Below are 14,809 nucleotides of genomic sequence, written 5' to 3' on the forward strand. Positions count from 1 at the left end.
CCGAACACAGAAGTTAAGCATCATAGCGGCGAAGATAGTGGGCAACTGCGACAATAGCACGCTGCCAGTTCACATGACGGTCCAGTCTTCTTCTGGTTCCGTCCTTTTTTTTATTCTTTCATCATGATTTCCTTAAGATGGAGTTATTTAAAATCATTTCATTTTTCCTGACATATTAGATATGCTTTTTTGATTCCCTGTGAATTTCTTTATTTCATAGGGAGTTTTTTGCAATTTAATGTAAATTTATATTAAACCGCTTCCTACATTCGTTTTAATAAAACCCATTTATTAAAAAACTGTGGTGATTTAGAAATGACTTCATTATTTTCTAATATTTTGAACATCTTATTACGTTGATCAATAGTGGTATGTTTATTTTCTAGAGATATTTTCATTCATATCATTAACCTATAAAATGATGAACAGATATTCAATAGTATATAACAATAAAATTCCTAATATTAAATCCCACTTTATTTTTTTAAGCAGAATTTACTTTTACAATTAACCCCACTAAAAAAAGATTTCAAAAGATATAAAAAATGCTTGATTTAAAAGGAAAAATAGTGTAAAATGCATTTGTTGTGAATGCGAAGAAGTGCGAGGTTGCTGAAACGCTGAAAGCCGTTGTCATGAGCGGAGGACGTATTCAGGGAATTCGCATCGAGCAGCCAATAAATTGGCAAGAAGGAGGAATAATTCATGGCAAACAACAAAATTAGAATTCGTTTGAAATCATTTGATCACAAAATCTTGGATACTTCTGCTGAAAAAATTGTTTCAGCTGCTAAGAAGTCAGGGGCTCAAGTTGTAGGTCCTGTACCTCTACCAACTGAAAAAGAAGTTTATACAATTTTAAGAGCAGTTCACAAGTATAAAGATTCTCGTGAACAATTTGAAATCAGAACTCACAAACGTCTAATTGACATTGTGAATCCAACACCAGAAACAGTTGATGTATTAACTCGTTTAGAATTACCAAGTGGTGTGGATATTGAAATTAAATTATAAGGAAAGGTAAAGGTGTAACTCATGAAAGGAATCTTAGGTCGTAAGATTGGAATGACTCAAGTGTTCACTACTGATGGAAAATTAATCCCAGTAACAGTTGTAGAAGCAACACCAAATGTTGTTTTACAAAAGAAAACAGTTGCTACTGATGGATATGATGCTATCCAAGTTGGTTTTGAAGACAAGAGAGAAAAATTAGCAACTAAACCACACATGGGACATGTTGCAAAAGCTAAAACAGCTCCTAAGCGCTTCATTAAAGAATTTCGTTTTGACGAAATGATGAGTTATGAAGTTGGTCAAGAAATAAAGGTTGATAGCTTTGTAGCTGGTGAAGTGGTTGATGTAACTGGAACTAGCAAAGGTAAAGGTTATCAAGGTGTTATAAAAAGACATGGACAACAAAGAGGTCCAATGGGGCATGGTTCAGGTGCTCATAGAATCGTAGGTTCAATGGGACCAATCGCTCCAAATAGAATCGCTCCAGGTAAGAAATTACCAGGACATATGGGTAATGTAACAAGAACAGTTCAAAACTTGGAAATCGTTGCTGTTGATGTAGAAAACAATGTATTGTTAATTAGCGGATCAATTCCAGGACCTAAAAAAGGTTTGGTTGTTGTAAAATCAGCAATCAAAGGAAATGGAAAAGTGAATCCTGCTAAAGATTTAGTTGTATATGAAACTGAAAGCCCAGTAGTAGAAGAAACTACTGATGCAGTGGAAACTGCTAAATAATGAAGCGAAAGGAGGAAAACTAATGTTAAAAGTTGCAGTATATAATCAAGAAGGACAAAAAGTAAAAGATACAGAATTAAATGAATCTGTATTTGGTATTGAACCAAACAACCAAGCAATCTTTGATATGGTCTTACTACAAAGAGCTTCATGGAGACAAGGGACTCATAAAGTGAAAAACCGTACTGAAGTTAAAGGTGGAGGGAAGAAACCTTGGCGTCAAAAAGGTACAGGTAGAGCAAGACAAGGATCTATCCGTGCTCCACAATGGAGAGGTGGAGGAGTTGTATTTGGGCCTACACCAGATAGAAACTATAAATTAAAAATGAATAAAAAAGTAAGACGTTTAGCACTTAAATCAGCTTTAAGTCAAAAAGTGATTGATAGTGAATTAACAGTATTAGATAACATCGCTATGGAAGCACCAAAGACAAAAGCAATGGTTAAAGTGTTAGAAAACTTAGAAGCAAATAGAAAAACATTAATCGTTATGGATGAAGTTGATGAAAACGTAGCTTTATCAGCAAGAAATATTCCTGGTGTTAAAGTTATTAATTCAAAAGGTCTTAACGTTTATGATATTGTAGATAGCACTAAGCTAGTTATGACTGAAGGAGCTATCAAAGCTGTTGAGGAGGTATTGGCATAATGGCACATATAACTGATGTATTAAAGAAACCAGTACTTACTGAAAAATCTTTATTGTTACAACAAAACGAAAACAAATATACATTTGATGTTGATGTAAACACAAATAAAACTGAAGTAAAAGTTGCAGTTGAAAAAATGTTTGACGTTAAAGTTGAAAAAGTAAACATTATGAATGTGAAACCTAAAACAAAAAGAATGGGTAGATACGTTGGTAAAACAAAAAGAAGAAAGAAAGCTATTGTAAAATTAAAAGAAGGATATTCAATCGATTTATTCGGTGAAGAATAATTCGATATACTATTGGAATGTACTCCATTCCAGATAAGAAAAATAAGGAGGAAAACAGATGCCTATTAAAGTATATAAGCCTACAACAAATGGTCGTCGTAATATGACTTCTTTAACTTATGAAGAAATTACTACTAATAAGCCTGAGAAATCATTGACTGTTCGTTTATCAAAAACTGGTGGGCGTAATAATCAAGGTGTAATCACTACTCGCCATCACGGTGGTGGACATAAACGTTTATATCGTATTATTGATTTTAAACGTAATAAAGATGATATTGTTGGTAAAGTTGCAACAATTGAATATGATCCAAATAGATCTGCAAATATTGCATTAATTCACTATGTAGATGGTGAAAAAAGATATATTTTAGCTCCTAAAGGATTAGAAGTTGGAATGAAAATTGTTTCTGGAGAAAATGCTGATATTATTGTTGGTAATAGTTTACCAATGGGAAATATGCCTGAAGGTACAGTTATCCACAATATTGAAATGCATCCAGGAAAAGGTGGACAAATTGCTAGATCTGCAGGTGTTTCTGCTCAAATCTTAGGTAAAGAAGGAAAATATGTAACTGTAAGATTAGCTTCTGGTGAAGTAAGAAAATTCTTAGCAGTTTGTAGAGCAACAGTTGGTGTTGTTGGAAATGAAGATCATGGATTAGTTAACATTGGTAAAGCAGGACGTAACAGATGGAAAGGTATTAGACCTACAGTTCGTGGTTCTGTTATGAACCCTAATGATCACCCTCATGGTGGTGGTGAAGGTAGAACTTCAATCGGTCGTAAAGCACCAATGACTCCATGGGGTAAAAAAGCACTTGGTGTTAAAACAAGAAATACAAAGAAAGCTTCAAATAAATTAATCGTACGTCGTCGTAACGGTAAATAAGAAGGAGGGTTATAGAATATGGCAAGAAGTTTGAAAAAAGGTCCATTCGTGGATGAACACTTAATGAAAAAAGTTGAAGCATTAAATGCTGCAAACAAAAAAGAAGTCATTAAAACATGGTCAAGACGTTCTACAATCTTCCCACAATTTATTGAACATACGTTCGCAGTTTATAACGGAAGAGAACACATCCCAGTATATGTTACTGAAGATATGGTTGGACATAAATTAGGAGAATTTGCTCCTACAAGAACTTATCATGGTCATGATGCTGATGATAAAAAATCTGGTAAATAGAAAGAGAGGAGAAAATAAACATGGAAGCAAGAGCTCAAGCTAAAATGATTCGTGTTTCACCTCAAAAAGCAAGATTAGTTGTTGACTTGGTAAGAGGGAAGCAAGTAAAAGAAGCACTTGGAATTTTAGAATTCGTTAATAAAAGTGCAACTCCTGCAATCATTAAAGTCGTTAAATCTGCTGCACAAAACGCTGTATTCAATGAAGGTGCAGAAGAAGATAAATTATACATCAAAGAAATTTATGTAGACGAAGGTCCTACATTAAAAAGATTCCGTGCAAGAGCAAAAGGAAGCGGAACTCAAATTTTAAAAAGAACAAGCCACATCACTTGTGTGGTTGCTGAAAGATAGGAGGGCAAAGTATGGGTCAAAAAGTAAGTCCAGTAGGATTACGTGTTGGCGTTAACCGTAATTGGAATTCAAGATGGTACGCTAATGATAAAGACTTTGCTTCATTATTACACGAAGATATCAAAATTCGTGAATTCTTATATGCAAAGTTAAAAGGCGCTTATGTCGCTAATATTGAAATTGAAAGATCTAAAAATCGTGTAAGCATCTATGTTCATACATCTCGTCCAGGTGTTGTTATTGGAAAAGATGGTGAAGCTGTTGATGCATTAAGAAAAGAAGTTGCAAAAATGGTTAATGGTAAACAAGTGTTTATCAATATCGTTGAAATTAAAAATCCAGATGTTGTTGCTCAACTTGTAGCAAACAAGATTGCTGAACAATTAGAAAACCGTGCTTCATTTAGAACAGTTCAAAAAAGAGCTATTCAAGCTGCTATGAGAGCTGGTGCTAAAGGAATCAAAACAGCTGTTTCAGGACGTTTAGGTGGTGCTGATATGGCAAGAACTGAAGGTTATTCTGAAGGTGTTGTACCTCTTCATACATTAAGAGCTGACATTGATTATGCGACTGCTGAAGCTGACACAACTTATGGAAAATTAGGAGTAAAAGTTTGGATTTGTAAGGGAGAAATTCTTCCTGCAAAGAAGAAAGGGGATAAATAATCATGTTGATGCCTAAGAGAACTAAATATAGAAGACCTCATAGAATCAAATATGAAGGTAAAGCTAAAGGTGGAACTCAAGTTTCTTTTGGTGAATATGGATTACAAGCTCAAGAAGGTGCTTGGATTACTTCAAGACAAATCGAAGCAGCTCGTATTGCTATGAACCGTTATATGAAACGTGGTGGGCAAGTTTGGATTAGAATCTTCCCTCATTTAGCTAAAACAAAGAAACCTCTTGAAGTCCGTATGGGTTCAGGTAAAGGTGCTCCAGAAGAATGGGTAGCAGTTGTAAAAACAGGTCGCGTTATGTTCGAAGTTGCTGGTGTAGAAGAAGAAGTTGCAAGAGAAGCATTAAGACTTGCATCTCACAAATTACCAGTGAAATGTAAGATTATTGGAAGAGGTGAGTAATTGTGACAGTTCAAGATATTAGAAATACAGAAACTCAAGAATTACTTAACAAAGTAGAAGAGTACAAAAAAGAATTATTTGGATTAAGATTCCAACAGGCAACAGGACAATTAGAAAATACTGCTCGTATTAGAACAGTTAGAAAAAATATCGCAAGAATTAAAACAATTATTAGAGAAAGAGAATTAAACAAATAGAAGGAGTAGACTATGGAAAGAAATAATCGTAAGGTTTACACTGGAACAGTTGTTTCTACAAAAATGGATAAAACAATTACTGTTTTAGTTGAAACTCATGTTAAACACAAAAAATACGGAAAACGTGTTAAATCTTCTAAAAAGTTTAAGGCTCATGATGAAGAAAACATTGCTAGAGATGGAGACGTTGTAAAAATCATGGCAACTCGTCCATTATCAGCAACTAAACGTTTCCGTTTAGTAGAAGTTGTAAAAAAAGCAGAAATTATTTAATGAATAGAATCTGAAAGGAGGTCACTTGAATGATCCAAAATGAAAGCAGATTAAAAGTTGCTGACAATACAGGAGCAAAAGAAGTACTAGTAATCAGAAACCTTGGTGGTTCAAATAGAAAATTTAGTAACATCGGTGATATAGTCGTAGCGACAGTGAAACAAGCGACTCCAGGTGGTACAGTTAAAAAAGGTGAAGTTGTAAAAGCTGTTATCGTAAGAACAAAATATGGTGTTAACCGTGAAAATGGTTCATATATTAAATTTGATGATAATGCTTGTGTTATTATCAAAGATGATAATTCACCTAGAGGAACTCGTATCTTTGGACCGGTAGCAAGAGAGTTAAGAGATGCTGATTTTATGAAAATCGTATCATTAGCTCCTGAGGTATTATAGGAGGAAACGAGAAGATGAAATTACGTGTAGGTGATACAGTTCAAGTTATCGCTGGTAGCGATAAAGGGAAAACTGGAGAAATTATTCAAATTCTAAGAAAAGAAGATAGAGTGATTGTTGAAGGTGTGAACATGGTAACAAAACACATTAAACCTTCACAAGCAGATCCAGAAGGTGGTATTGTAACAAGAGAAGCACCTATTCATGTTTCTAATGTTGCATATTATGATTCAAAAGCAAAACAAGCTGTTAAAATTGGTTATGCTTTTGATGAAGATGGTAAAAAATACCGTATTAATAAAAAAACAGGTAAAGCCTTAGATAAAACTACAAAGAAGAAAAAGTAATCGGAAGGAGGTTAAATAATGAACCGACTAAAGGAACGTTATGAAAATGAAATCGTTAAGTCATTAATGACTAAATTTAACTATAGTTCTGTAATGCAAGTTCCAGCTATGGAAAAAATCGTTATCAACATTGGTGTTGGTGATGCAGTTAGCAACTCTAAATTATTAGATGAAGCTGTTGAAGAATTAACTTTAATTTCAGGACAAAAACCAGTGATTACGAAAGCTAAAAAATCAATTGCTGGATTTAAATTACGTGAAGGAATGCCAATTGGTTGTAAAGTTACTTTACGTGGAGAAAGAATGTATGAATTCTTAGATAAATTAATTAGTATTTCTTTACCTCGTGTAAGAGATTTTAGAGGTGTACCAAAGAATTCTTTTGATGGGAGAGGAAATTATACTTTAGGTGTTAAAGAACAATTAATTTTCCCAGAAATCAATTTTGATAAAGTAAACAAAATCAGAGGAATGGATATTGTATTCGTAACAACTGCTAAAACTGATGAAGAAGGTCATGAATTATTAGCACAATTAGGAATGCCATTCCATAAATAAGGAGGACTTAATTAATGGCTAAAACATCAATGAAAGTTAAACAACAACGTCCTCAAAAATACAAAGTTCGTGAATATACAAGATGCGAACGTTGTGGACGTCCACATGCAGTAATTAGAAAATTTAAATTATGCCGTATTTGCTTCAGAGAATTAGCTTACAAAGGTGAAATTCCTGGTGTTAAAAAAGCAAGTTGGTAATCAAATCATCCAAATGGAAGGAGGACATTTCAAATGACAGATCCAATTGCAGATATGTTAACAAGAATTCGTAATGCGAATCAACAACGTCATGAAGAAGTTATGATTCCTGCATCAAAATTAAAAGTGCAATTAGCTGAAATTTTGAAAAACGAAGGATTTATTAAAGGATATAAAGTTGAGGGTGAAGGTGTCATTAAAAACATTGTCATCACTTTAAAATATAAAGGAAATGATAGAGTCATCACTGGATTAAAGAGAGTATCTAAACCAGGACTTCGTCAGTACGCTAAAGTAAATGAAATTCCTAAAGTATTAAATGGTTTAGGAATCGTTGTATTATCTACTTCTCAAGGATTAATGACTGATAAAGAAGCAAGAGCTAAACAAATCGGTGGAGAAGTATTAGCATATATCTGGTAATAAAATAAGAAAACAGGAGGTGTAACTGATGTCTCGTGTAGGTAATAAGATTATCAATGTACCTGAAGGTGTAAAAGTTGAAATCGCTGATGATAATACTGTTACAGTTACAGGTGCAAAAGGGACTTTAGTCAGACAATTTTCTCCATTAATTAATATTAATATGGATGAAAATGTTATTACAGTAAGCAGAACAAGTGAACAAAAACATGTAAAACAATTACACGGAACAACAAGAGCATTACTTGCTAATATGATCGAAGGTGTACACAACGGTTATAAAAAAGAGCTTGAAGTTGTTGGTATTGGATACCGTGCTCAAATGCAAGGTAATAAATTAGTATTAAATGTTGGATTTTCTCATCCAGTAGAAGTTGAAGGTGAAGAAGGAGTTAAAATTGAAACTCCATCTCAGACATCAATTATTGTATCAGGAATCTCTAAAGAAAGAGTTGGAGAAATTGCAGCAAGAATTAGAGCTGTGAAAAAACCTGAACCTTACAAAGGAAAAGGTATTAAATACGTTGATGAAAGAATTATTAGAAAAGAAGGTAAAACTGCTGGTAAGAAGTAGTTGATGAAATAAGGAAGGAGCTAAAATCATGGCTAAATCTATGTCAAGAAACGATTTACGTAAAAAACGTCATGCGAGAGTTCGTAGAAAAATCAGTGGAACTCCTGAATGTCCTCGTTTAAATGTATTCCGTTCAAGCTCTCATATCCACGCACAAATTATTGATGATGTTAATGGTGTAACATTAGTTGCAGCATCATCAGTAGATATGAAATTAGCAAACGGTGGAAATATTGAAGCTGCAACTCAAGTTGGTACTGAAATTGCAAAGAGAGCTATTGCCAAAAATATTGAAAATGTAGTATTTGATCGTGGTGGATATATTTATCATGGTCGTGTGAAAGCACTAGCTGAAGCTGCTAGAGAAGCTGGATTAAAATTCTAATAGGAGGTTAAAGAATGGAACAACGTAAACCAAGAGAAAATGGACCAAGAAGAAATGGACCAAGAAGAAATGGACCAAGAAGAAATGGACCAAGAGTTGAAAAAGAATTCGAAGAACGTGTTGTCACAATTAACCGTGTAACTAAAGTTGTTAAAGGGGGACGTAAATTCCGCTTTGCTGCATTAGTTGTTATCGGTGATAAAAAAGGTCGCGTTGGATTTGGAACAGGTAAAGCTAACGAAGTACCTGATGCTATTAGAAAAGCATCTGAAGCAGCTAAAAGAAATGTTATTAATGTACCAATTATTCATGGAACAATTCCTCATGAAATTAATGGTATGTATGGATCAGGAAATGTATTCTTAAGACCTGCATCTGAAGGTACTGGAATCATTGCTGGTGGTCCAGTTCGTGCGGTTGTTGAATTAGCTGGATATTCAGATATTATTTCTAAATCAATTGGTTCTAGAACTCCAATCAACATGGTTCGTGCAACAGTTGAAGGTTTAAAATTATTAAAAACAGTACAACAAGTTGCTGAATTAAGAGATAAAAAAGTAGAAGAAATTTACGGATAGGAGGAGCGTAAGAAATGGCAGAAAATAATAAAGTTATCATTACGCTTGTAAAAAGTCCAATTGGTGCAAAAAAGAATCAAAAGGATACTCTTAAAGCGTTAGGTTTAACAAAAATGCATAAATCAGTTGAAAAAGTTAACAACGAATTTATTCAAGGTATGATTAATACTGTTAGCCACCTTGTTAAAGTTGAAGAAAGTAAGTAGGAGGTGTAAAAATGAAATTACACGAATTACAATATACTGAAGGAGCACGTAGAAATAGAAAACGTGTTGGACGTGGAACGAGTTCAGGACATGGTAAAACTTCTGGTAGAGGTCAAAAAGGTGCTGGAGCAAGAAGTGGTGGAGGAAAGAAACCTGGATTTGAAGGGGGACAAACACCATTATTCATGCGTTTACCTAAACGTGGTTTCACAAACTTCAATAGAGTTGAATATGCTATTGTCAATGTAGAAGACTTAAATAAATTTGAAGCTGGAAGTGTCGTAGATATGGAAGCTTTAAAAGCATGTGGACTTGTGAAAAAAGAATTAGATGGTTTAAAAGTTTTAGGTAATGGAAAATTAGAAGTTGCTTTAACAGTTAAAGCAAAGAAATTCTCAAAGTCAGCCATTGCTGCAATTGAAGCCGCAGGTGGAAAAACTGAGGTGATCTAGGATGTTAAACTTTTTTAAGAATGTTTTTAAAAAAGGTGAATTACGTCGTAGAATTATATTTACACTTGGTATGTTGTTTGTATTCCGTTTAGGTGCCGCTATTACAATTCCATCAATTAATGCTGATGCAATTACTGCTTCAGCAGCTAATAGTGGTATCTTAGGAATTATGAACATGTTAGGTGGGGGAATGCTGGAAAGATTTTCAATTTTTTCATTAGGGATTTCTCCATATATTACAGCATCCATTATTATTGAATTGTTATCAATGGATGTTATCCCAGTATTAGCTCAATGGCAAAAAGAAGGAAATACTGGAAAAAAGAAAAAGGATCGTGTTACTCGATATGTAACTCTTGTTTTAGCAGCAATCCAGGGTGGATCATTGACATATGCATTTGATAAAATGTATGGAATCCTTGATTCATCATCATTGTTGAGTTATGCATACGTAGTTATAGTTATGATGGCAGGAAGTATGTTAGCCATGTGGATTGGCGATCAAATTACTCAAAAAGGTGTTGGTAATGGAACTTCATTACTTATCTTTACGGGGATTGTTGCCAATTTACCAGCAAACTTTATTACAACATTCAATAACTTAGTTTCTTTTTCTGAAGGAACACAAACTATGGTTTTTGGAATTTTATGGTATGCATTATTTGTTGTTGTATATCTTGCAATTGTTATCTTTGTTGTTTTCAATGAAGGTGCAGTTAGAAAAATTCCGATTATGTATGCAACAAATTCTAATCCAACAATGCGAACAAAAGATACAACACATATGCCTATTAAAATTAATAGTTCTGGAGTGTTACCAGTTATCTTTGCTTCATCAGTTTTAGCTGCTCCTAGAACAATCATTAGTTTTATGGAGTCAAATGATGTAACGCAGATGATTGATACAATCTTAAATTATCAAGAACCTTTTGGTTTTTGCCTATATTTAGTCATGATTGTTTTGTTTGCTTTCTTCTATTCTAATTTGCAAATTGATGCACATAAGATTAGTGAGGATTTGAAGAAAAATGGTGGTTCTATTCCAGGAGTAAGAACTGGAAAAGATACCGAACATTTTATCAGTACAGTTTTAAATAGAGTTACTGTCGTTGGATCAATTTTCTTAGTGATTGTTGCGGCAATTCCTATTATGACACCAGTCATCTGGTCACAAACTTCTAATGCTTCATTAACATTAGGAGGAACTGGTTTAATTATCATCACAGGGGTTGCATTAGAAACAACAAGACAAATTAAAACTTTAATTACTCGTAAAGAGTATCATGGATATATAAGAAAATAGTATAATAAAAGGGGTGTAGAAAAATGAACATTATTTTAATGGGGCCTCCTGGTGCTGGTAAAGGGACTCAAGCTGAAAGACTTGTTAATAAATACGGCTTAACACAAATATCAACTGGCGATTTATTTAGAAAGGCTTTGCGTGAACAAACAAAATTTGGTGTTATCGCTAAATATTTCATGCAATTTGGGCACCTTGTACCAGACGATTATACGATTGAAATGGTAAGGGAATATTTAAAAGAAAATACTTTTGAAAATGGATTTATTTTAGATGGTTTCCCTCGAACAATAGTTCAAGCAAGAGAGCTTGAAAGTATTGCGAAAGAATTTGATTTTACAATTGATGCAATTATTAACTTAGATATTCCTGTTGAAAAATTGATTACAAGATTATCTGGAAGAAGAACTTGCAAAAATTGTGGAGCAACATTCCATGTTGAGTTTAATCCACCTAAAGTTGAAGGCATTTGTGATAAATGTGGTGGAGCTTTATATCAAAGAGAAGATGAAAGCGAAGAAGCAGTCAAGATTAGACTTGATACTTATAACAAACAAACAAGACCTTTAATTGATTATTATACAATGAAAGGTTCAATCATTAATATTAATGGTGACCAACCAATGGAAGACGTCTTTAAGGACATTGAAAAAAGCTTGGAGGGTAAATAATGATTGTCACAAAAGACCAAAGAGAAATTGAATTAATGCGTGAAGCTGGTCGCATTGTGGCACTTGTTCACAGTCAATTAAAAGAATTTATTAAACCGGGTATAACGACTGCTCAAATTAATAAATTTTGTGAAAAGGTCATACGTGATGCTGGTGCAACACCATCATTTCTCAATCTTTATGGTTTTCCGGGAGCTGTTTGCACTTCAATTAATGAAGTTGTAGTTCATGGAATTCCTAGTCAAAGAAAATTAAAAGATGGTGATATTATTTCAGTGGATGTTGGTGCTTGTTATAAGGGTTATCATGGTGATAGTGCATGGACATATGCAGTAGGCCAAATTAGTGATGAAGCTGCTCATTTAATGAAAGTGACAGAAGAATCACTTTATGCAGGTTTATCTCAAGTGAAACCTGGCAATCGTTTATCCGATATATCTCATGCTGTACAAACATATCTAGAAAGTCATGGGTGTTCTACACCAAGAGATTATACAGGTCATGGTATTGGAACAAAGGTTCATGAAGATCCTTCAGTTCCTAATTATGGAGCACCTGGTAAAGGACCTAGATTAAAAGAGGGAATGACTCTTGCAATAGAGCCAATGGCACATTTGGGAAGATGTGAAACAAATGTGTTAGATGATGATTGGACTGTTGTAACGAAAGATGGCTCTCTTGCAGCTCACTATGAACATACTATTGTCATTACAAGTGATGGGTATGAGATTTTGACAAAACTTTAAAAGGGAGTTATAATCAATGGCAAAAAAAGATGACGTTATTGAAGTAGAAGCAACTGTTCTTGAAACATTACCAAATGCAATGTTTAAAGTAGAGTTGCAAAATGGAGCGGTTATTCTGGCTCACGTTTCTGGTAAAATCCGTATGAATTACATTCGCATTTTACCGGGGGATAAAGTAACCGTAGAGATTTCTCCATATGATTTAACACGTGGGCGAATCACATTTAGACATAAGTAGAAAATCTTCCCAAAGGAGGTAAAGATTAAGATGAAAGTAAGACCATCTGTAAAACCAATATGCGATAAATGCAGAGTAATTAAACGTAAGGGTAGAGTAATGGTAATCTGTGAAAACCCAAAACATAAACAAAGACAAGGTTAATAGGAGGAGAAACAATGGCTCGTATAGCAGGTGTTGATATCCCACGTGATAAACGTGTGGTAGTTTCTTTAACTTATATTTATGGTATCGGTTTATCTACAGCTCAAAAAATTTGTGCTGCAACTGGCATCAGTGAAGATGTAAGAGTTAAAGACTTAACAGAAGAAGAAGAAGGAAAATTAAGAAAAGAAGTAGAAAATTATAAAGTTGAAGGAGATCTTCGTAGAGAAGTTGCATTAAATATTAAACGTTTAATGGAAATTGGATGCTATAGAGGAATCCGTCATCGTAAAGGACTTCCAGTACGTGGACAAAAAACAAAAACAAATGCTCGTACTCGTAAAGGTAAAGCTCGTCCAATTGCTGGTAAGAAAAAATAGGAGGTTGAACGAAAATGGCAAGAAACAATACTCGTGGTAAAAGACGTGTTAAAAAGAATATAGCAAAAGGTGTCGCACATGTACATTCAACTTTCAATAACACAATTGTTACTGTAACTGATGAACATGGGAATGTAATCACTTGGTCAAGTGCTGGTGCACTTGGTTTCAAAGGATCAAGAAAATCTACTCCATATGCTGCTCAAATGGCTGCTGAAGCTGCTGCAAAAGCATCGATGGATCATGGTATGAAAACTGTTGACGTCTGTGTTAAAGGACCTGGACCAGGACGTGAAGCTGCAGTTAGAGCTTTACAAGCTGCTGGATTAGAAGTTACTTCAATTAATGATGTGACACCAATTCCACATAATGGTTGTCGTCCACCAAAACGTCCTCGTGGATAATGAAGTTAAAAAGTAGTTATTTCTAAGTGAGGAGGGAAATAATGCAAAAGTTTGAAAAAGCAAATTTTAATGTCGCAGAATATGATGAAACAGATTTCTATGGTAAGTTTGTAATTGAACCACTTGAAAGAGGGTTTGGGACAACTTTAGGAAATGCATTACGTAGAGTTTTGTTGTCATCTATTCCTGGATGTGCAGTACATGCAATTAAAGTTCAGGGAGCAATCCATGAATTTTCTGCAGTTGATGGTGTCGTTGAAGATGTCACTTCAATTATCTTAAACATTAAAAAATTGGTTTTTGCAATTGATGGTGATGATGATGTAACGATGGTTATTGATGTTAAGGGACCAGCTGTTGTTACTGGTGCTGATATTCAATGCCCATCTAATGTGACTATGATTTCAAATGATATGGAAATTGCACATGTTGCAGAAGGAGCACATTTCTATATGGAAATGTATGCTCATAAAGATCGTGGTTACATGAGTGCTGATCAAAATAAGAAAATGATTAATACAATTGGTGTTATTGCAACAGATTCCATTTATTCACCAGTTGTAAAAGTTGCTTATGATGTTGAGCCAACTCGTGTAGGTCAAAGTGCAAAATATGATCAACTGACTTTAGAAGTCACTACTGACGGTTCTATTCAGCCACATGAAGCTTTAGCGTTAGCTGCTAAAATTTTAGTGGAACACTTAAATATGTTTGTTGAGTTAACTGATATGGCAATGAACATGGAAGTTATGAGTGAAACTGAAGAAGATACAAGTAATAAAGTATTAGATATGACTATTGAAGAATTAGACTTATCTGTACGTTCATATAATTGCTTAAAAAGAGCTGGTATTCAAACAGTTCAAGAACTCGCTTCTAAGAGTGAAGACGATATGATTAAAGTAAGAAACTTAGGTAAGAAATCTCTTAAAGAGGTTAAAGAAAAATTAATCGAATTAGGTTTAGGATTTAAACAAGTTGATTAATGATAGACGAAAAATATTGGAAGGAGCACTAATTT

At 34.1% G+C, this 14,809-nt stretch carries 29 protein-coding genes; all 29 read left to right on the forward strand.

Going from position 1 to position 14,809, the window contains the following annotated elements; genetic code table 11:
• Nucleotides 1-705 precede the first annotated feature (705 nt).
• Genes rpsJ through B5E75_RS06600 form a run of 29 tightly spaced genes read left to right on the forward strand, consistent with a single transcriptional unit; the run spans nt 706 to nt 14,774 of the window.
• Nucleotides 706-1,014, forward strand: a complete 309-nt coding sequence (gene rpsJ, locus B5E75_RS06460; protein ID WP_087245344.1) for a 30S ribosomal protein S10 — start codon at nt 706-708, stop codon at nt 1,012-1,014.
• Nucleotides 1,015-1,035: 21 nt separating this feature from the next.
• Nucleotides 1,036-1,752, forward strand: coding sequence for a 50S ribosomal protein L3 (rplC, locus tag B5E75_RS06465; RefSeq protein ID WP_087357955.1), 717 nt, complete (start codon nt 1,036-1,038; stop codon nt 1,750-1,752).
• Between the two features lie 22 nt (nt 1,753-1,774).
• Nucleotides 1,775-2,401 (forward strand): 50S ribosomal protein L4, encoded by a 627-nt coding sequence (gene rplD / locus B5E75_RS06470; RefSeq protein WP_087357956.1) that lies wholly within the window; start codon nt 1,775-1,777, stop codon nt 2,399-2,401.
• Nucleotides 2,401-2,691 carry a 50S ribosomal protein L23 gene (gene rplW, locus B5E75_RS06475; RefSeq protein WP_087357957.1) on the forward strand — a complete coding sequence of 97 codons (291 nt, stop codon included), beginning with the start codon at nt 2,401-2,403 and terminating at the stop codon, nt 2,689-2,691. The genes rplD and rplW overlap by 1 nt, the downstream gene beginning before the upstream one ends.
• 58 nt (nt 2,692-2,749) lie before the next feature.
• Nucleotides 2,750-3,583 (forward strand): 50S ribosomal protein L2, encoded by an 834-nt coding sequence (gene rplB / locus B5E75_RS06480; protein ID WP_087357958.1) that lies wholly within the window; start codon nt 2,750-2,752, stop codon nt 3,581-3,583.
• Between the two features lie 18 nt (nt 3,584-3,601).
• The gene (gene rpsS / locus B5E75_RS06485; RefSeq protein ID WP_087245354.1) at nt 3,602-3,880 is read left to right on the forward strand and encodes a 30S ribosomal protein S19; all 279 of its coding nucleotides are present in this window, start codon (nt 3,602-3,604) and stop codon (nt 3,878-3,880) included.
• A gap of 20 nt (nt 3,881-3,900) precedes the next feature.
• Nucleotides 3,901-4,233 (forward strand): 50S ribosomal protein L22, encoded by a 333-nt coding sequence (gene rplV, locus B5E75_RS06490; protein ID WP_087245356.1) that lies wholly within the window; start codon nt 3,901-3,903, stop codon nt 4,231-4,233.
• A gap of 11 nt (nt 4,234-4,244) precedes the next feature.
• Nucleotides 4,245-4,898: a 30S ribosomal protein S3 gene (gene rpsC, locus B5E75_RS06495; protein WP_087245358.1), complete on the forward strand. Its 654-nt coding sequence runs from the start codon at nt 4,245-4,247 to the stop codon at nt 4,896-4,898.
• A gap of 2 nt (nt 4,899-4,900) precedes the next feature.
• Nucleotides 4,901-5,311: a 50S ribosomal protein L16 gene (gene rplP, locus B5E75_RS06500; RefSeq protein ID WP_087245360.1), complete on the forward strand. Its 411-nt coding sequence runs from the start codon at nt 4,901-4,903 to the stop codon at nt 5,309-5,311.
• Nucleotides 5,312-5,313: 2 nt separating this feature from the next.
• Entirely contained in the window at nt 5,314-5,508 is a 195-nt protein-coding gene (rpmC, locus tag B5E75_RS06505) for a 50S ribosomal protein L29 (protein WP_087245362.1), read from the forward strand.
• Between the two features lie 12 nt (nt 5,509-5,520).
• On the forward strand, nt 5,521-5,781 hold the full coding sequence (gene rpsQ, locus B5E75_RS06510) for a 30S ribosomal protein S17 (RefSeq protein ID WP_087357959.1): 261 nt from the start codon (nt 5,521-5,523) through the stop codon (nt 5,779-5,781).
• 29 nt (nt 5,782-5,810) lie between these two features.
• A complete protein-coding gene (gene rplN / locus B5E75_RS06515; RefSeq protein ID WP_087357960.1) occupies nt 5,811-6,179 on the forward strand; it encodes a 50S ribosomal protein L14 in 369 nt (122 codons plus the stop codon).
• Nucleotides 6,180-6,193: 14 nt separating this feature from the next.
• The gene (rplX, locus tag B5E75_RS06520; protein WP_087245368.1) at nt 6,194-6,526 is read left to right on the forward strand and encodes a 50S ribosomal protein L24; all 333 of its coding nucleotides are present in this window, start codon (nt 6,194-6,196) and stop codon (nt 6,524-6,526) included.
• A gap of 18 nt (nt 6,527-6,544) precedes the next feature.
• Nucleotides 6,545-7,084, forward strand: a complete 540-nt coding sequence (gene rplE / locus B5E75_RS06525) for a 50S ribosomal protein L5 (protein WP_087357961.1) — start codon at nt 6,545-6,547, stop codon at nt 7,082-7,084.
• 14 nt (nt 7,085-7,098) lie between these two features.
• Nucleotides 7,099-7,284, forward strand: coding sequence for a type Z 30S ribosomal protein S14 (locus tag B5E75_RS06530; protein WP_066447586.1), 186 nt, complete (start codon nt 7,099-7,101; stop codon nt 7,282-7,284).
• Nucleotides 7,285-7,317: 33 nt separating this feature from the next.
• Nucleotides 7,318-7,707, forward strand: a complete 390-nt coding sequence (gene rpsH, locus B5E75_RS06535) for a 30S ribosomal protein S8 (RefSeq protein WP_087357962.1) — start codon at nt 7,318-7,320, stop codon at nt 7,705-7,707.
• Nucleotides 7,708-7,735: 28 nt separating this feature from the next.
• Nucleotides 7,736-8,281: a 50S ribosomal protein L6 gene (gene rplF, locus B5E75_RS06540; RefSeq protein ID WP_087357963.1), complete on the forward strand. Its 546-nt coding sequence runs from the start codon at nt 7,736-7,738 to the stop codon at nt 8,279-8,281.
• 28 nt (nt 8,282-8,309) lie between these two features.
• Nucleotides 8,310-8,666 (forward strand): 50S ribosomal protein L18, encoded by a 357-nt coding sequence (rplR, locus tag B5E75_RS06545; RefSeq protein WP_087357964.1) that lies wholly within the window; start codon nt 8,310-8,312, stop codon nt 8,664-8,666.
• 14 nt (nt 8,667-8,680) lie between these two features.
• Nucleotides 8,681-9,244 (forward strand): 30S ribosomal protein S5, encoded by a 564-nt coding sequence (gene rpsE, locus B5E75_RS06550; RefSeq protein ID WP_087357965.1) that lies wholly within the window; start codon nt 8,681-8,683, stop codon nt 9,242-9,244.
• 14 nt (nt 9,245-9,258) lie between these two features.
• Nucleotides 9,259-9,450 (forward strand): 50S ribosomal protein L30, encoded by a 192-nt coding sequence (gene rpmD, locus B5E75_RS06555; RefSeq protein ID WP_087357966.1) that lies wholly within the window; start codon nt 9,259-9,261, stop codon nt 9,448-9,450.
• An 11-nt stretch (nt 9,451-9,461) separates the two neighbouring features.
• Complete coding sequence (rplO, locus tag B5E75_RS06560; protein WP_087357967.1) at nt 9,462-9,902, forward strand: 50S ribosomal protein L15; 441 nt, start codon at nt 9,462-9,464, stop codon at nt 9,900-9,902.
• A 1-nt stretch (nt 9,903) separates the two neighbouring features.
• Complete coding sequence (secY, locus tag B5E75_RS06565) at nt 9,904-11,205, forward strand: preprotein translocase subunit SecY (protein WP_087357968.1); 1,302 nt, start codon at nt 9,904-9,906, stop codon at nt 11,203-11,205.
• Nucleotides 11,206-11,228: 23 nt separating this feature from the next.
• The gene (locus B5E75_RS06570; RefSeq protein WP_087357969.1) at nt 11,229-11,876 is read left to right on the forward strand and encodes an adenylate kinase; all 648 of its coding nucleotides are present in this window, start codon (nt 11,229-11,231) and stop codon (nt 11,874-11,876) included.
• Nucleotides 11,876-12,622, forward strand: coding sequence for a type I methionyl aminopeptidase (gene map / locus B5E75_RS06575; RefSeq protein WP_087357970.1), 747 nt, complete (start codon nt 11,876-11,878; stop codon nt 12,620-12,622). Before B5E75_RS06570 ends, map begins: the two co-directional genes overlap by 1 nt.
• 16 nt (nt 12,623-12,638) lie before the next feature.
• Nucleotides 12,639-12,860: a translation initiation factor IF-1 gene (gene infA, locus B5E75_RS06580; protein ID WP_087357971.1), complete on the forward strand. Its 222-nt coding sequence runs from the start codon at nt 12,639-12,641 to the stop codon at nt 12,858-12,860.
• A gap of 30 nt (nt 12,861-12,890) precedes the next feature.
• On the forward strand, nt 12,891-13,004 hold the full coding sequence (rpmJ, locus tag B5E75_RS06585) for a 50S ribosomal protein L36 (protein ID WP_006505646.1): 114 nt from the start codon (nt 12,891-12,893) through the stop codon (nt 13,002-13,004).
• Nucleotides 13,005-13,018: 14 nt separating this feature from the next.
• Nucleotides 13,019-13,384, forward strand: a complete 366-nt coding sequence (gene rpsM / locus B5E75_RS06590) for a 30S ribosomal protein S13 (protein ID WP_087245394.1) — start codon at nt 13,019-13,021, stop codon at nt 13,382-13,384.
• Between the two features lie 14 nt (nt 13,385-13,398).
• Complete coding sequence (rpsK, locus tag B5E75_RS06595; RefSeq protein WP_087245396.1) at nt 13,399-13,788, forward strand: 30S ribosomal protein S11; 390 nt, start codon at nt 13,399-13,401, stop codon at nt 13,786-13,788.
• Between the two features lie 41 nt (nt 13,789-13,829).
• A complete protein-coding gene (locus B5E75_RS06600) occupies nt 13,830-14,774 on the forward strand; it encodes a DNA-directed RNA polymerase subunit alpha (protein ID WP_087357972.1) in 945 nt (314 codons plus the stop codon).
• The last annotated feature ends 35 nt before the right edge of the window (nt 14,775-14,809 follow it).

Origin of the sequence: Massiliimicrobium timonense, assembly GCF_002160865.1 — a bacterium.
Lineage (GTDB): Bacteria > Bacillota_I > Bacilli_A > Erysipelotrichales > Coprobacillaceae > Allocoprobacillus.